Source organism: Pontibacter sp. LHS2, from assembly GCF_058932845.1.
In genome coordinates, this window is the sequence record NZ_JBZYWG010000004.1 from 458,476 (window position 1) to 474,462 (window position 15,987).

The 15,987-nt window shown below is 51.6% G+C and carries 10 protein-coding genes; 6 read left to right on the forward strand and 4 right to left on the reverse strand.

All coding sequences use genetic code 11. The features are described 5' to 3' along the window. Positions 1-79: 79 nt before the first annotated feature. Complete coding sequence (locus AC5FX6_RS19930; RefSeq protein WP_493598713.1) at positions 80-2,314, forward strand: S9 family peptidase; 2,235 nt, start codon at positions 80-82, stop codon at positions 2,312-2,314. Positions 2,315-2,374: 60 nt separating this feature from the next. On the opposite strand, the gene AC5FX6_RS19935 is transcribed toward AC5FX6_RS19930, so the two are convergent. The 4 genes from AC5FX6_RS19935 to AC5FX6_RS19950 form a co-directional block, all read right to left on the reverse strand. Further along, positions 2,375-3,238 carry a RelA/SpoT domain-containing protein gene (locus tag AC5FX6_RS19935; protein WP_493598714.1) on the reverse strand — a complete coding sequence of 288 codons (864 nt, stop codon included), beginning with the start codon at positions 3,236-3,238 and terminating at the stop codon, positions 2,375-2,377. 53 nt (positions 3,239-3,291) lie between these two features. Continuing rightward, a complete protein-coding gene (locus AC5FX6_RS19940; protein WP_493598715.1) occupies positions 3,292-4,737 on the reverse strand; it encodes an aldehyde dehydrogenase in 1,446 nt (481 codons plus the stop codon). Between the two features lie 484 nt (positions 4,738-5,221). Further along, positions 5,222-6,010: an SDR family oxidoreductase gene (locus AC5FX6_RS19945; RefSeq protein WP_493598716.1), complete on the reverse strand. Its 789-nt coding sequence runs from the start codon at positions 6,008-6,010 to the stop codon at positions 5,222-5,224. Between the two features lie 82 nt (positions 6,011-6,092). Continuing rightward, a complete protein-coding gene (locus AC5FX6_RS19950) occupies positions 6,093-9,827 on the reverse strand; it encodes a metallophosphoesterase (RefSeq protein WP_493598717.1) in 3,735 nt (1,244 codons plus the stop codon). 175 nt (positions 9,828-10,002) lie between these two features. Here AC5FX6_RS19950 and AC5FX6_RS19955 point away from each other — a divergent pair, with 175 nt between their 5' ends. From AC5FX6_RS19955 to AC5FX6_RS19975, 5 genes are all read left to right on the forward strand, one after another. Then, positions 10,003-10,530 carry a 3-hydroxyanthranilate 3,4-dioxygenase gene (locus AC5FX6_RS19955; protein WP_493598718.1) on the forward strand — a complete coding sequence of 176 codons (528 nt, stop codon included), beginning with the start codon at positions 10,003-10,005 and terminating at the stop codon, positions 10,528-10,530. 92 nt (positions 10,531-10,622) lie between these two features. Then, on the forward strand, positions 10,623-11,711 hold the full coding sequence (locus AC5FX6_RS19960) for an amidohydrolase family protein (RefSeq protein ID WP_493598719.1): 1,089 nt from the start codon (positions 10,623-10,625) through the stop codon (positions 11,709-11,711). Positions 11,712-11,925: 214 nt separating this feature from the next. Then, positions 11,926-13,011 carry a hypothetical protein gene (locus AC5FX6_RS19965; protein ID WP_493598720.1) on the forward strand — a complete coding sequence of 362 codons (1,086 nt, stop codon included), beginning with the start codon at positions 11,926-11,928 and terminating at the stop codon, positions 13,009-13,011. A 115-nt stretch (positions 13,012-13,126) separates the two neighbouring features. After that, positions 13,127-14,404: a kynureninase gene (kynU, locus tag AC5FX6_RS19970; protein WP_493598721.1), complete on the forward strand. Its 1,278-nt coding sequence runs from the start codon at positions 13,127-13,129 to the stop codon at positions 14,402-14,404. 109 nt (positions 14,405-14,513) lie between these two features. Next, the gene (locus AC5FX6_RS19975; RefSeq protein WP_493598722.1) at positions 14,514-15,983 is read left to right on the forward strand and encodes a potassium/proton antiporter; all 1,470 of its coding nucleotides are present in this window, start codon (positions 14,514-14,516) and stop codon (positions 15,981-15,983) included. Positions 15,984-15,987 lie beyond the last annotated feature (4 nt).

Sequence of the window (15,987 nt, forward strand, 5' to 3'; positions counted from 1 at the left end):
TGGTTTTAGCGACAAGCTATGGCAAAACCATATTATTCTGATAAATTAGCAAGGCTAAACGTTAATAACCCTTAAACACATGCATATTAACCTTAAAACTAACTTTCTAGCTGTCGTGTTGCTGTGCTTCGCTTTTGTGGCACAAGCGCAACAGAAAAAAGAGATCACGCTGGAGGATATTTACCGCAAGGGCACCTTTTCTGCCAAGTCGGTATATGGCGTGAACTGGATGAACGACGGTCGCTACTACAGCTCACAGGTAGCTGACGAGAAAAACGGCGTAACCGACATCGTGCGCTACGACGTGACCAAAGGCCAGCCTGTAAATACCATCATCGAAGGCGAGGACCTAAAGCCGGAGGGCAGCGACAAGCCTATCAAGTTTGACAGCTATACCTTTAGCTCAGACGAAAAGAAAGTGCTTTTTGCTACAGAAAAGGAGCAGATCTACCGTCGCTCTTCCAAAGCGGAGTTTTTCGTGTACGACATCGCCTCGAAAAAACTGACGAAGCTGAGTAACGGTGGTAAGCAGTTATATGCGACTTTCTCACCAGATGCGAAGCGTGTAGCTTTCGCACGTGAGGGCAACATGTTCTTCGTAGACCTGAGCAACATGAAGGAGACGCAGATCACTACTACCGGCAAATTCAACTCGATCATCAACGGTTATGCGGACTGGGTATACGAGGAGGAATTCTCGTTTGCGCAGGGTTTCCATTGGTCACCGGACGGGTCAAAGATTGCATTCTATACCTTCGACGAGACCAATGTACCAGAGTTCAACATGCAAATGTGGGGTGAGCTGTATCCACAGGATTACAAGTTCAAGTACCCAAAAGCTGGTGAGGCTAACTCTGCTGTGACTGTGTCGGTTTACAACGTGGGCAACGGCCAGACTGTGAAGATGGACACAGGCAACGAAACGGATATCTATATTCCGCGCATCAAATGGACCAACGACAGCAACCTGCTCTCTATCCAGAAGATGAACCGCCTGCAGAACACGCTGGAGATTCTTCATGCCAACGCTACAACTGGTAAAGCCAACGTGGTACTGAAGGAAACAGACAAAGCTTATGTGGACGTAACAGATGACCTGACTTACCTGAAGGATGGTAAAAACTTCATTCACTCTTCGGAGAAGGATGGTTTTAACCACCTATACCTGTACAACATGAACGGTAAACTGGTGCGCCAGATCACGAAGGGCAACTGGGAAGTAAGCAACTTTATCGGTTTCGACGAGAAGAGCGACGTGTTGTATTATATGTCTACAGAGGTATCGCCACTGGAGCGCCACCTGTATAGCATCAAAAGCAATGGCAAAAACAAAAAGCGTCTGACGACTGAGGCAGGTACTTACAACGTGAACATGAGCAAGGACTATAAATACTTCCTTGCTTACCACACAGCTGCCAACACACCGCTTACTGTGAGTTTACATACTGCTAAGGATGGTAAACTGGTAAAAGTGCTGGAGAATAATCAGAAACTGCGCGACACAGTGGCCCAGTATGATATTGCCAAGCAGGAGTTCTTTACGATGAAGACTCCGGACGGCACGCAATTGAACGGATGGATGATCAAGCCAACTGACTTTGATCCAAAAAAGAAATACCCTGTACTGATGTTTGTGTACGGTGGCCCGGGCTCGCAGACAGTGAACAACAGTTGGGGCGGCGCCAACTACCTGTGGTACCAGGTGCTGGCCAACAAAGGCGCTATTGTGGTGAGCGTGGATAACCGAGGCACAGGTGCCCGCGGTGCTGAGTTTAAGAAAGTGACTTACGCGAACTTAGGTAAGTACGAGATCGAAGACCAGATAGAAGCAGCCAAGTGGTTAGGCAATCAGCCTTACGTTGACAAGGATCGCATCGGTATCTGGGGACATAGCTATGGTGGTTATATGGCACTTCTTGGCCTGACAAAAGGCAATGGTGTGTTCCGTGCCGGTATATCAGTAGCTCCGGTTACGAACTGGCGCTTCTACGACAGCATCTATACCGAGCGCTACCTGAAAACACCGCAGGAAAATGCTTCTGGCTATGATGATAACTCGCCGTTGTTCTTTGCCGACAAACTGCAGGGTGAGCTGTTGCTGATTCACGGAACCGGCGACGACAACGTGCATTTCCAAAATGCGGTGGCGATGCAGGATGCCCTGATCAGTGCTAACAAGCAGTTCGAGAGCTTCTACTACCCGAACCGTAACCACGGCGTGGGTGGCGGCGTTACAAGCCTGCACCGCTTCAAGATGATGACCGACTTCCTGGAGCGCAATCTGATCAACCCGACTTCAGAGAAGAATCAATAAGGTATAGCCTTACCTGACAAAGAGGCCCGCCAGCAATGGCGGGCCTCTTTGTTTTTGAGCTTATCTGTTCTTTCGCTCTAAGGCCTCAAGGTGATGGCGCAGTCGCTGTTTTTCTCCTTCAGATATGGCAAAGCGGTTGATTTGGTTTTGCAAAAGTGCTTGTTCTGTTTCAGAGATAGGGCTATGGCTTTGTAGCTTATGCAGCACAGTTTTGATAAAGGACGCCAGCTGGTCAGATTGCCCGGTGAAGTGGCTGAGTAGGTGGAGCAAATCGCGCACGAAAGCATTGCAGTTATGGTCAGGGTAACGCACAGTATGGTCGATCTCGCTCCAGCCTTCTTCGAAAAGCGTACGCAGCTGTATCTCCACAAAGTAACGCTGGCGGTTGGCTTGGGTAATCACTACATAATGCACCGCTCTGTAACCATGGTCATGCCACCTGATATCGGCTCCTGAGTCGCTGAACTCCTGCACCGTGTTTTCCTCTGTGTCAGGAGTGAGGTAGGCGATAGGTGAACGTTTCAAGTTCCAGTTTGTTTGGATTTGTCTACCTAAGGTATGCCAGGCAGACTTGTACAGGTATAGCGCCCGTACGCCTGCCAGATCATTAATCCAGTCAGTGTAGTTGTATTCGTCGATGTGGCGGTCGGGATACTCTGTTTTCTTGCGGATAATCTTACGCAGTAGGTGCAGCGGGTCTTTCACCCGATACCGTACAGCATGTACACCGGGCAGGTGCTGCAGACTTTGTGCTGTCTGTGCCCCAATCTCCAGCAACTCCGCCTTTCGCTGCAGAAAATCGTGGTATATAGCCACCAGCGTCTGTGGCGCTATACCTTGCGCACGCCATTCTTTCTCGGCTATACCTAAGCTGGTCAGGATAGCTGTGGAATGGCTTTCATTTGGCTGGTTGTGGCTGGGCATCAAAAGAGTATAGTCTTATATAACCATACTCTTTTGATGGGGGAAAGGGTTTTCTACAACTTCACACAAACATTCTGCGGCTCGGTGAAGAAACGTAATGCCTCAAAACCACCCTCACGTCCTACACCCGAATTTTTCATGCCACCAAACGGAGTGCGCAGATCTCGTAGAAGCCACGTGTTCACCCAGACGATGCCCGAATGTACTTGATGCGCTACACGATGGGCACGTTGTAGGTTCTGTGTCCAGATGGTGGCCGAAAGGCCGTAGTCGGTGCAGTTAGCGTACTGGATAACTTCCTCTTCGGTATCGAAAGGGGTGAGGGTAACAACAGGGCCAAAGATCTCTTCAGTGTTGGTGCGGCAGTTATAGGGCAGTCCTTCGATGATGGTTGGGGCAATGAACCAACCGTTCTGGCAACGCCCTTCTACCTGCACCTGGTGCCCGCCCGTCAGGATGGTGCCACCCTCTTGTTTGGCCAGTTCGATGTAGGAGAGGACTTTTTGCATGTGCTGTTCCGACACCACGGCACCCATTTTGGAACCTTCTTCCATTGGGTCACCTACTTGCATGGCTTTTACTTTCTCCACAAAAGCATCGCGGAATTTTTCGTACAGTGGGCGTTCGATGAAAATGCGGGAGCCGCAGAGGCAAATCTGACCTTGGTTGGCGAAAGAGGAGTGGATAGAGGTATGCAACGCGTTATTGAAATCGCAGTCGGCAAAGATGATGTTCGGGTTTTTGCCACCCAGCTCCAGCGAAAGTTTCTTGAACATTGGAGCTGCTGTGGCCGCAATGGTACGACCTGTGGCCGTGCCGCCAGTGAAGGAGATAACCGGCACTTTCGGGTGCGCCGTCATGGCAGCGCCTACCTTGTGCCCGTAGCCATGCACGATGTTGAGTACACCCGCCGGCAAGCCCGCTTCGATGCAAATCTCTGAAAGCATGTAAGCCGTCATGGGCGTGACCTCCGATGGTTTCGCCACCACGCAGTTGCCAGCAGCCAGGGCAGGGGCTATTTTCCAGGTGAACAGGTATAGCGGTAAGTTCCATGGCGAAATGCAGCCCACCACGCCATGCGGGTGGCGTACGGTATAGTTGATGGCATCTGTTCCTTCCATGTAATGTGCCTCCGAAGCGAAATGCTGAATGGCCGTGCCGTAAAAACGCATGTTGCTGCTCGCCCTAGGTATATCCACCGACTTTGCCAGCTTCAACGGCTTGCCATTGTCCACCGACTCCGCTTCAGCCAGCTTATCCAGATTCTGGTCAATGAGGTCGGCAATGCGCATCATAATCTGCCCCCGCTTTTCGGCAGGCGTGTTCAACCAGGCCGGGAAAGCTTTCAAAGCAGCCTGTACCGCTTGTTCCACATCCTGTTCGTCAGAGTCAGGTATAAGCGAGTACACTTCCCCGATAGCGGGGTTGTAATTGTCGATGTACTGCCCCGCCACAGGCATGACCAACTGGCCGTCGATGTAGTTATGTATGTGCTGCATTGTTACCTCCCCCAACCCCCTCCTAAAAATATGAAGGGGAGTTTTTGGGGTTTATTATGTTATCAAAGAAATAAATTCTATGGTTTGCCCTCGCTCGCGTCCCGCGAGTGTGAGCTATTCAGTGGTGTCCCACCGACTTGTGCCCAAACACAGGAAACAGCGGACAAATGGCTTAAGGGCTTTTCAGTGTCTAAATTTCTCTATAGTAAACTTGAGTTGCTTCAGGATGATTTTTCTGAAAGGCTCTACTAAAATGTAAACAATCACAAGTGACACGAAGTACCTAACTGACATCGGATACTCCACGAGTATGTCAAAATAATTGCAGACATACATCAGAGCGGCCACCAGATTTAAGCATATCAAATTGAACAGATAATCCTCTAATCTAAGTTTATAAAACCTGGATAAGCTCAATAGAGTTGCCACAAAGCATAAGTTGAGGAAGACTATTACAAAAAGCGTTGCCATTTCAGGTGCTTACTTACAAACTCCCCGTCCTGCCCCCATCCACCGGCACATTGATACCGTTGATGTACGCTGCCGATGGCGTAGCGAGAAACGCAGCCGCAGCAGCAACTTCTTCGGGTTCGGCGAAACGGCGGGCCGGGATTTCGGCCATCATTTCTTCTTCTACCTTGTCCACGGCACTGTCGGTTTTCTTCGCTTTATTCTCGATAATGGATTCCAGACGGCTTGTGCGGGTAGCGCCAGGGAGCACGTTATTCACCGTGATGCCGAATTGCCCGAGTTCGTTGGCCATCGTCTTCGCCCAACTAGCTACAGCGCCGCGTATGGTATTGGATACGCCCAAGCCCTGTAGCGGCTGTTTTACTGACGTACTGATGATGTTGATGATGCGGCCATAGCCTGCCTGTTTCATCAACGGAATAACCGCCTGTGCCAGATTGTGGTTGTTGATCAGGTGCATGTTGAAAGCACTGAGGAACTCTTCTGGCTTGGCATTTACGATGGGGCCACCTGCTGGTCCGCCTGTATTGTTGACGAGGATGTGCACTTGTTCGTGTTGCTGCAGGTATACCTGTAGTTGCTGCACCAACTCGTCTGGCTTGCTGAAATCGGCTATCAGATAGTCGTGTTGCTGGCCTTTGCTGTTGTCCAGTTCTTGGGCTGTCTCCTGTAGCTTGGCTTCATTGCGTGCCACCAGTGTCACGCTGGCGCCCAGTTGCGCCAGTTCCAGGGCGATGGCTTTGCCTATACCTTGCGTGCTGCCACACACAATCGCTCTTTTATCAGTCAGGTCTAAGTTCATAGCTTAAAGATAAGCATATACCCCTTAAATTATGTCATGCTTTTGGCTATACCTGAGTTTTAGGTATGCGAGATATCAACCGTTAAAAGAAAAAGCCATTCTGCAAATTGATCAAGGTGCCTTCGCGGGAGTGGGCTGCGGTGCCGGTGAGCACAATGCGGTTGAAGAGCGAGAACCAGATGCCACCGCCATAGGCCTTATTCCAACCGCTCACATTGTTGGTGCGGGTCCAGACGCGCCCCGTGTCGTAGAGACCGAGTACGCCGATTTTGCCCGGGAACAGGTATACGCGGTAGTCGAGCACGGAGGCACGTACCTCGAGATTGGTAAAGAAACTGCGGTCACCGATGAGGCGGGTATTGCTAAAACCGCGAATGGTCTGGCTAAAGTCAGGCAGGAGGCCACCTCCTAGCATGTTACCCTGATAGAAGGCGTAACGGCCCGTGTTGATGCCACCGCCCATACGACCAGCGAAGGTCAGCTGGAAAGGCAGGCTCGGACTCATGTAGTAGCGCACCTCGTAGGTATAGCGACTATACCTACCACTGGTGTTGGCCATCCCCTGAAACCAGTTGCCTTGCACATCCACCACCAGTCCGCGGCTTGGGTTGTGCTCGTTGTCTTTCACATCGGTCCTGAAAAAGGCCATGGCGCCGAGATAATTGCGCTGCCCGAATACGTCCTGTCGGTTGTCAGGCAAAAGGTCCTGCACCCAGCCATTGCGGCGCTCGCTCAGTCTGAAAAACTCAAACACAGGCCCCGCCCCGAAAGAGAAGAACGTACCGAATGGTTTTTGTAAGGCCGCCGAAACATGCGCATTGTTCATTTCCACCCGTTGGTCAATAGGAATATCAGTAGGCGCGGGACGGTTGCCGTAGCCACGGTACTGCATGCTAAAATAAGGCGCATATACCCAAGCGCGGCTCACAAAATCAAGGTTGAAGAACAGGTTTTTGATTTCACCTTCGTGAAAGATGCGGGCCATGCCTGTTTTGAGTGAACGCTGGTATAGCAAGCGCTGTGTACCGCCCTTGGCACTCGTCCTGAACTTGTAGGGCTTGTACTGCAGGCCAGCGCCGAGTACCAGTCCGTCGGCTGAGTTGTAGACCACTGTGAAGTTAGGCCCGAAGCGGGTATAGCGGAACACGTCGGAAGCGGGACTGTTGATGAGGTCGCCTGTGGCAAAATCTTCATAAGTGGTGCGGGTGTTGTCGAATACCTTTCTGTCGCCGATGCTGTTGAGCAAGGTATAAGAGTTGCCGTTATTGCCCAAACTGTCGGAAAAGGCAAACTGGTAGCGGCCGTACTCTTTGAACCCGATCACGCGTACTTTTATGTCGCTGCCCAGTTCGCCTGTCACCCTGAATTCATCACCGCCCCCAAAGCCGTATAGTCGGATTTCTTTGGTGTACTCAGGAGAAAAAGTGCGGGTATAGAGCGTCAAACTCGGATTGTCGGCGGCGGTCATCGTGATGCGGGTGTCGCCATTTGCCAATCGCTCGATCTGGAATAACTCTTTCTTTTTGCTACCAAACACATCCACGTAGCGGGCCAGCAAAAGGGCGTATTCTTCGGCCACGCGGGGAAGCTGTGCCCGGCGGGCTTTTAGCTTTTGGGCTAGTTCGTCACCGTGCAGCGGGTATACCTCGGGCGGCATCTGGCGCACGGCATCAGCTAGCACCTCGTCGGTCAATACTGTTTCGAGACTGTCAGCTATCTGGCGCCAGTCAGCGGGGGTGAGACTGCCCAACAAGCGGCGGTCGAGGTCTTTGGCGGCCATGTTCAGGCCTTTTAAATTCTCGATTTTATAGCCGAAGTGCTGCAACTCCTGCACGCCCCAACTACGGGTAGCCAGCCACGGCAGGAAACCATTGAACGCGAAAAAGGCATTGTCACGCACCTTCGGTATGGGCAGGTATAGCGTGCGACCGTTTGTTTCGGTCAGGCTCCATTCGTAGTTGTTTTCGTGGCGGTCCCAGTCGCCGATGAGCATGTCGAGGAGGCGGGCTTTGGCGAAGGCATGGGTGTTGACCTGGTGCAGGTGGTCGTCTTCGATACGATGCAGCATGCCGGCATAGCTCAGCTCCTGCACATCATCCGCATCCTGACTTGTGTGGCCCAAGCGGTAGTCTTCGGCATCGAACTCCAGAAAGCCCAGACGGTTTCCGAAAGGTGCTTTGTAGGGCTCCAGGCAGTCGATGTCGGGCAACAGGTACAGGGCGGGGGAGGAGGCCAGCAAACCGGCGGCTTTCTCGAGCGGCGTGACAATGAGCGGCGCATAGGGGTGCTGTGAGGGCAGCCACGTTTCGGGCACCGACTGTATGGCCGACGAGCCACGGTACTGTTGCGGCACGGCACGCAAGGCATCGCGGAGCAAAGGGCGGAAGCGGTACTCGTAACCCTTGGCACTACGCAGGCGCAGGCTGTTGCGGTCGCGATCTTTTGTCAGGCCGAAGGGGCTCAGGCCACCGTCCACTTTGCTTAAATCAAGGTAGCTTACACGCACAGGCGTGGCCCATTCGCGGGCGTAATCTTCTTTGAGTAGCATACCTGCCAAGGCATAGGGACGCTTGCGCGGGTCGGCGGGTCTGAACTCCACCGGCTCCTGCATTAGGGGATCAGTGCAAGCAGCGGTGCCAGGTGCGTTCGGGCGAATCTGGTCGTAGAGCTTGCCGCGGTAATTTACCTGCCCCGTGTCGCCATCCCCCTCAGGCGACCAGAACTCGGTCCATACCTCCCCATTGGTGTAGTAAATCACCTTCACAAAACCCTTCTCGCTGTGCACAAAAGTGGCATTATTGCCTGTATCTGCGGGAGTCACTTTGCAGCCCGAACCGCTGATGATGTGGATGTACTTGTCGACTTTGTGCAACTGCAGGTTGTGGTCGTGGCCGGAGGTATAAATGATATTGTCGTAGCGGTTGAAAAGTTCCTCCATGCGGCTGATGAGCAACTGGTAGCGGTAGTGCGGGATGTCCTGGTCCACGCCGCCCAACTGGCGGTAAAAGGGGTAGAGCGAACCAATCACGGGCAGCGGAATCAGGAGGCCGTCACGCACGAGGCGCAGCGGGAAGAGGTGGTCCATCACGGTATAGAAGCCGCCGTGATTGCTATTACTCACAAAAGGGTGATGCGCCCCGATGACGATGTGCTTGCCTTTGTTGGCTTCCAGCGTTTCCTCCATCTGTTGCAGCATTTCGGTTTCGGTGCCCGCACCGCAGCCGCTGTTGGCGCCGTAGGGTTTCTCGTGCTTGTGCAGCCACCAATGCGAATCTATACCGATGAATATCACATCGTCGCTCACCTGTTCCACGTGAGGGCCGGGGCAGCCGTTGTCGGGCACGAAAGTGTTGCCTTTGTTGATGCGCTCTTCGATGTACTGCTCCTGCCGACGAATCTTCTCGAGCCCCTTGGGCCCCATATAGTCCCAGTCGTGATTGCCGGGCACAAAGAACACTTTGCCCTGGTGGTCAGCTACGAGTTTTATCTGTTCATCGAGGCGCTTCTCGTCCCGCTCACGTGTCAGGCCGCCCTCTGCAGAAAGCCCGTCGTGGTAGAGGTTATCGCCCAGCACGACGAGTGTGCTATTGGGGTCGCGGTCGAGTTGCGATTTGAGTAGCTTGAAGGTGGGCTCGGTCTTGTCGAGGCTAGGAGCGCCCGCGTCGCCTAAGAGGTATACAGTATAGGCGATGTCTGCCGTGTCAGGCAAGGAGAAGTGCTGCCAGTTGCCCGCTTCGGGGCCATAGTAGATGCGGGAGGTGCAGGAGGCACTACAGACTAGGACGTAGAAGAATAGGTAGCGTAGAATTCTGGTCATAGGGGGCGTGTAATCGTACCCTGTATACTTTAAAGTGCTTCGCAGGTATACAGGGTAGGTATAAATTTTTACACCATACCGTATTTGCCATGCAAAGTATTGCGAGGGGACAGTCCTATTTGCCAATTGTGAGTAATTCTCGTACATTCAAAAATCAATCTAACCCGATAAAACTATGGCCATACAGCGACCTTTCAATTTCAAACAGTGGATAGACGAACACCGCCATTTGCTTAAACCACCGGTGGGCAACCAACAGGTATACAAAGGCAATGACGACTTTATTGTGATGGTCGTGGGCGGCCCTAATGCCCGCAAAGACTACCATTACGACGAAGGCGAAGAGTTTTTCTACCAGGTGGAAGGAGATATTGTGCTGAAGATCATCGAAGACGGCAAGCCGGTGGATATTCCGATCAAGGAAGGCGAGATCTTCCTGTTGCCTCCTAAGGTACCGCACTCCCCGCAACGCCCTGCCAATACGGTCGGTCTGGTGATTGAGCGCTACCGCCGCGAAGGGGAGAAAGATGGTTTTATGTGGTTCTGTGAGAACTGCGGCAACAAGCTGCACGAAGACTTCACGGAAGTGACAGACATTGTAAAACAGCTACCGGTTATCATGGGGAACTTCTGGGATAATGAGGATTTGCGTACCTGCGATAAATGTGGCGAGGTGCTGCAACCGCCGGTGAAGCCAGCATAACTTGTAGGCGTATGATCTATAAAATGTGTATCTTGTTGGATTGCTTGATTTGGCCGTACTCCGTATAGCCGCATTTACGTTCCTTTGTCAGCATGCAAAACCAGAAGTCTACATCGCCTATACCTACCGAAAACAATCTGTTTAAGATTGACATTCACACGCATATCCTGCCAGCTACGTGGCCTGATTTGCGGGAACGCTATGGGTATGGCGGCTTCATCAGGTTGGAGCACCATAAGCCGTGCTGCGCCCGCATGATGATGGACGACAAATTCTTTCGCGAGATACAAGACAATTGCTGGGATCCCAAAGTGCGCATGCACGAATGCAGTCACCACCAGGTGGGTGTGCAGGTGCTGAGCACGGTGCCGGTGATGTTCAACTACTGGGCGAAGCCTGAGCATACCTATGACTTGTCGCGCATGCTCAACGACCACATCGCAGGTATTGTGGCGGATTATCCAGATCGTTTTATCGGCTTGGGTACTATACCGATGCAGGACCCTGATTTGGCTATAAAAGAGCTGGAGCGTTGTATGAAAGAACTGGGTATGGCCGGTATACAGATAGGGTCACACATCAACGACTGGAACCTGGATGCACCCGAACTTTTTCCGATTTTTCAGGCAGCAGAGGAGCTGGGTGCGGCCGTGTTTGTACATCCCTGGGACATGTACGGCAAAGAGAAAATGGGCAAGTACTGGCTGCCCTGGCTCGTAGGTATGCCCGCCGAAACCAGTCTGGCCATTTGCTCTATGATATTCGGAGGTGTGCTCGAGCGACTGCCGAAGTTGCGTGTCGCATTTGCCCACGGAGGCGGTTCCTTCCCGGCAACGATTGGTCGTATCGTGCACGGTTTTGAGGTACGCCCCGACCTGTGCGCTATCGATAACAATGTGAACCCGCGCGAGTACCTCGGCAAATTCTACTTCGACTCACTCGTACACGACCCACAGGCGTTGGACTATCTGGTGAATCTGGTAGGCGCCAACAGTATCGCCCTCGGCACAGACTATCCTTTCCCATTAGGTGAACTCGAGCCCGGCAAGCTGATCGAGTCCATGCCCTACGACCGTGCTACCAAAGACCGCATGCTGCACGGCACCGCGCTGGAATGGCTGAATCTGGAGAAGAGCCGCTTTGTGAAGGACGCGTTCGGGATTTCAAAAGCCAAGGTATAGCTACCTTTGTTTTCCTGTCACTCAAGTGCTTTCTCAACATTAGTCTATCGTTAAAAAGCGGCACTTCCTGTGTCCATTCATGCTGTTCAATCTTCATTTTTGAGCTACTGCCACTAATATAAAATATATAACAAAAGATGTAGGAGGAGTTTAGTATAATTTAGGATAATCAGCTTATATTTATAGACCAAAAATTATACTATTAGTAGCTTCTATGAAACTCAAACTTTTATTCTTCTTACTATTCTTTCCTACAATTGTCTTCGGGCAAGTCTTAAACCAGCAAGGCAAAATAACCCTCTCGACCGGGGATGTACTGACTGGCTCTATCACTCACTTCTATGACCAGCCCAAAGAGATCATTTACTACTCAGAGCAAAGTGTAAAGCAAGTTTTGGCACCGCGACAGGTGCATGAAGTCAAACTTAACAATGGAGAGAAATTCGTAGTCAAACCATATAAGTCAGGTGGCGATAGCATCTATGTAGTGCTAAAGGTGCTGATAGAGTCTTCCCGGATTTCTCTTTTCGTCAGAGAGGATAATGCGGCGGAACATTTCTATGCATCCAAAGATGGCGCGCTTTACAGACTTGAGAATAACAAGGTATATGAAAAGCATGAGCAGAAGCAATACATGCGAAAAGATAACCAGTACCTGGCTGTCCTGGGGGCATTCATGCAAGACCGGTTTGATCTAGTACAGGATCTGCCTAAAGTCACCCTCCAACAGCACAGCCTGGTAAAGGTGATCCATGCATACAATCAAGGAGAAGGGACAGATTATCTGGTGATTGGCGATGAAGCTAAAAAGGAGCCTAATTGGGTGTTTTTTGCACAACATAGCCGATTAGGAGTTCCTAAAGATATACCTGCTTCCATTAACGCTTTCGGCAGCATGGTGGGCCTCCAGTATTACTTTTCAAGAGACAGCCGTCATTCCCTGAAAACTTCACTTGATTATCTCCATACCAGAATCGATGATGAAAGTGCTCGGTTATACGGACTTGGGATAAGGTATGAGTGGGCATTCAAGAGAGGAGAAAAATACAATGTTTACTTTCAAGTGCCAATAGGGGAGATAGGCTACGCTGTCTACAATACTCATGACAGTGAGTTGAATGAAGATGGCTTCACATCATTGCTTGTTCTAAATCCAGGTATAGGGCTTGAACTGCGGCCGATGCCAAGGATGGCTGTTTATGGAGAGATCAATCAGCTGCTTGATTTCGGAAACTTGCCCAAATCGTTTACGTTTGGCTTCAAGTATGATTTTGGAAAAACTAACTGGCGAACATACTAGCTTTTCTAAGCGGGTGCTTCATTAAACTTTGCCGTAGTTATTTTCTATCTTCGCATTACAAACAAAGTAACAGTGCTGTTGTTCAGCCTGAAAAGAACGTACCCGCACCAGAAAAATGAACTATCAAAATAGCCTTGCCTTTGCGCAGGAACAAGATAACCTCGACCCGCTTAAGCATTTCAAAGACCGCTTTTACTTCCCGCAGGTAAACGGGCAGGACGCCATTTACTTTTGTGGCAACTCCCTTGGTTTGCAGCCGAAGTCGGCACAGATGTACATCGACAACGAGATGTATAAGTGGGCCAATTACGCTGTAGAAGGGCATTTTAAAGGCGAAGAGCCATGGTTCAACTACCATCGGTTCCTGACTGACGGCGCTGCCCGCGTGGTGGGAGCCAAGCCGCAGGAAGTGGTGATTATGAACCAGCTTACCGTGAACCTGCACCTGATGCTGGTGTCGTTCTACAGACCAGAGGGCAAGCGCATCAAAATCATCATGGAAGGTGGTGCTTTCCCATCAGACCAGTATGCGCTCGAAACGCAGGTGAAATTCCATGGCTATACTCCGGAGGAGACCATTGTGGAGCTTTTCCCGCGGGAAGGCGAACATACCCTGCGCACCGAGGATATTTTGCAGACCATACGCGAGCACGGCGACGAACTGGCACTCGTGCTGATGGGCGGCATCAACTACTACACCGGACAGGTATACGACATGCAGGCCATCACCCAGGTTGGTCACGAAGTGGGGGCCGTAGTGGGCTTCGACCTGGCGCATGCCGCGGGCAATGTGCCCATGCAGCTGCACGATTGGGACGTAGATTTTGCCGTGTGGTGTACCTACAAGTACCTCAACTCAGGGCCGGGTGGTACGGCGGGCACATTTGTGCACGAGCGCCACGCCAACAACCCGGACCTGCCGCGATTCGCCGGTTGGTGGGGCCACGATGCTGGCGAGCGTTTCCAGATGAAAAAAGGCTTTAAACCCATGCCGGGTGCCGAGGGCTGGCAACTGAGCAACGGACAGATACTTAACTTTGCCGTGCACCGCGCTTCGCTGGAGATTTTCGACGAGGCAGGTATGGCGAACCTGCGCGCCAAGAGCGAAAAACTAACGGGTTATCTGGAGTTTCTGATTAACGATGTACAGGTAAGCAAAGACGTGCTCGACATGATAACGCCGCGCGACCCGCAGGCCCGCGGCTGCCAGATTTCGCTCCTTGTAAAGCAAAATGCCCGCGAGCTGTTCGACAAACTGATGGAGGCCGGTATCATCGTCGACTTCCGCGAGCCGAGCGTGATTCGTGTCGCGCCAACGCCGCTTTATAACAGCTTTGAAGAAGTGTACCGCTTCTCTGAAATATTACACGCTTGCCTGGAAGGGCACTGCTAACCCAAGCAGCATTTAGTAGGTATAGGTATAAACAGTAGGGCGGAGGGGAGACAACATGGTCACTTCTCCGCTCTATTCGCATATGCAAGGCGCTTCCTAACTTAGACTTATGGGATTCACCATCGAAGACATATTGCTTGGCGTTTCCATCCTGCTGTTCCTGAGTATTATCATCAGCAAGAGCCTGGGCCGTTTTGGTATACCTGCGCTTATCCTTTTTCTGGCGGTGGGCATGCTGGCAGGCTCTGAAGGTATAGGCAATATTCACTTCGATGATGCGCGGTCGGCGCAGTCGCTGGGCTCTGTGGCCCTAACCATCATCCTGTTTTCGGGCGGTCTGGATACGCGCTGGGAAAGTATAAAACCAGTACTATGGCGGGGTGTGACGCTCTCAACGGCTGGCGTTTTCATCACAGCCATGCTCACGGGGCTATTTGCCACTCTGGTGCTCGATTTCACCATCCTCGAAGGGCTTTTGCTGGGCTCCATTGTTTCTTCAACCGACGCGGCAGCGGTGTTCTCCATCCTGCGTTCCAAAAACATTGGCCTCAAAAACAACCTGCGGCCTACCCTTGAGCTCGAGTCGGGCAGTAACGACCCAATGGCTTACTTTCTCACCGTCAGTTTCACGTTTCTGATTACGAACGAAGGGGCCTCAATCTGGCAGCTGGTGCCGATGTTCTTTTTGCAGATGACCATTGGTGCTGTGATGGGTATTCTGATGGGCCGCATTATGGTCTGGGTCATCAACCGCATCAAGCTCGAACAGGAAGGGCTGTACCCGGCACTCACACTGGCGATGGTTATTTTCACCTATGCCTTCACCAACCTGATCAACGGCAACGGATTTCTGGCGGTGTATGTGGCAGCTGTGATTCTAGGTAACCGCAACTTCATCCACAAGCGCAGCCTCACCAAGTTCTACGACGGCGTGGCCTGGCTGATGCAAATCCTGATGTTCCTCACGCTGGGCTTACTCGTATTCCCCTCGCACATGCTGCCCGTGATTGGAGTCGGACTGCTTATCTCGCTCTTCCTGATTTTCGTGGCCCGCCCTATCAGTGTTTTCCTGAGCATGGCATTCTTTAAGAATACCGTGCAAGACAAACTGTACGTGTCGTGGGTAGGGTTGCGGGGTGCCGTGCCGATTGTGTTTGCTACCTATCCCTTGCTGGCAGGTATAGACAAGTCGGAGATGATTTTCAATATTGTGTTCTTTATTGTGCTCACCTCCGTTATGCTGCAGGGCACTACCCTTACGCCTGTGGCCAAGTGGCTCAACCTGAGCGAACAGGAGAAAAAACTCAAAAAGCACCAGTTCGATATCGAGATGGGGTACGACCTCAAAAACGAACTCACCGAAATAGAAGTACCCGAGCATGGGCCAGCCGCGGGTAAGTCGCTCGTAGAGCTGCGTTTCCCCAAAGGGGCCCTGATTGTGCTCATCAACCGAAACGGAAAATTCGTGACGCCGAACGGTGCTACTGTACTGGAGCCCAAAGACGTGCTCTACGTCATGACCGACAACGACGAAGAACTCACACACGTGAATAAAGTGCTGGGCTACGAAGTGACCTGAGCCT

Coding starts and splice junctions, on each gene's coding strand:
- AC5FX6_RS19945 (WP_493598716.1), bottom strand. CDS start 6,010: ATGAACTTAGACCTGACTGATAAAAGAGCGATTGTGTGTGGCAGCACG.
- AC5FX6_RS19960 (WP_493598719.1), top strand. CDS start 10,623: ATGCAAAACCAGAAGTCTACATCGCCTATACCTACCGAAAACAATCTG.
- AC5FX6_RS19940 (WP_493598715.1), bottom strand. CDS start 4,737: ATGCAGCACATACATAACTACATCGACGGCCAGTTGGTCATGCCTGTG.
- AC5FX6_RS19955 (WP_493598718.1), top strand. CDS start 10,003: ATGGCCATACAGCGACCTTTCAATTTCAAACAGTGGATAGACGAACAC.
- AC5FX6_RS19935 (WP_493598714.1), bottom strand. CDS start 3,238: ATGCCCAGCCACAACCAGCCAAATGAAAGCCATTCCACAGCTATCCTG.
- AC5FX6_RS19965 (WP_493598720.1), top strand. CDS start 11,926: ATGAAACTCAAACTTTTATTCTTCTTACTATTCTTTCCTACAATTGTC.
- kynU (WP_493598721.1), top strand. CDS start 13,127: ATGAACTATCAAAATAGCCTTGCCTTTGCGCAGGAACAAGATAACCTC.
- AC5FX6_RS19930 (WP_493598713.1), top strand. CDS start 80: ATGCATATTAACCTTAAAACTAACTTTCTAGCTGTCGTGTTGCTGTGC.
- AC5FX6_RS19975 (WP_493598722.1), top strand. CDS start 14,514: ATGGGATTCACCATCGAAGACATATTGCTTGGCGTTTCCATCCTGCTG.
- AC5FX6_RS19950 (WP_493598717.1), bottom strand. CDS start 9,827: ATGACCAGAATTCTACGCTACCTATTCTTCTACGTCCTAGTCTGTAGT.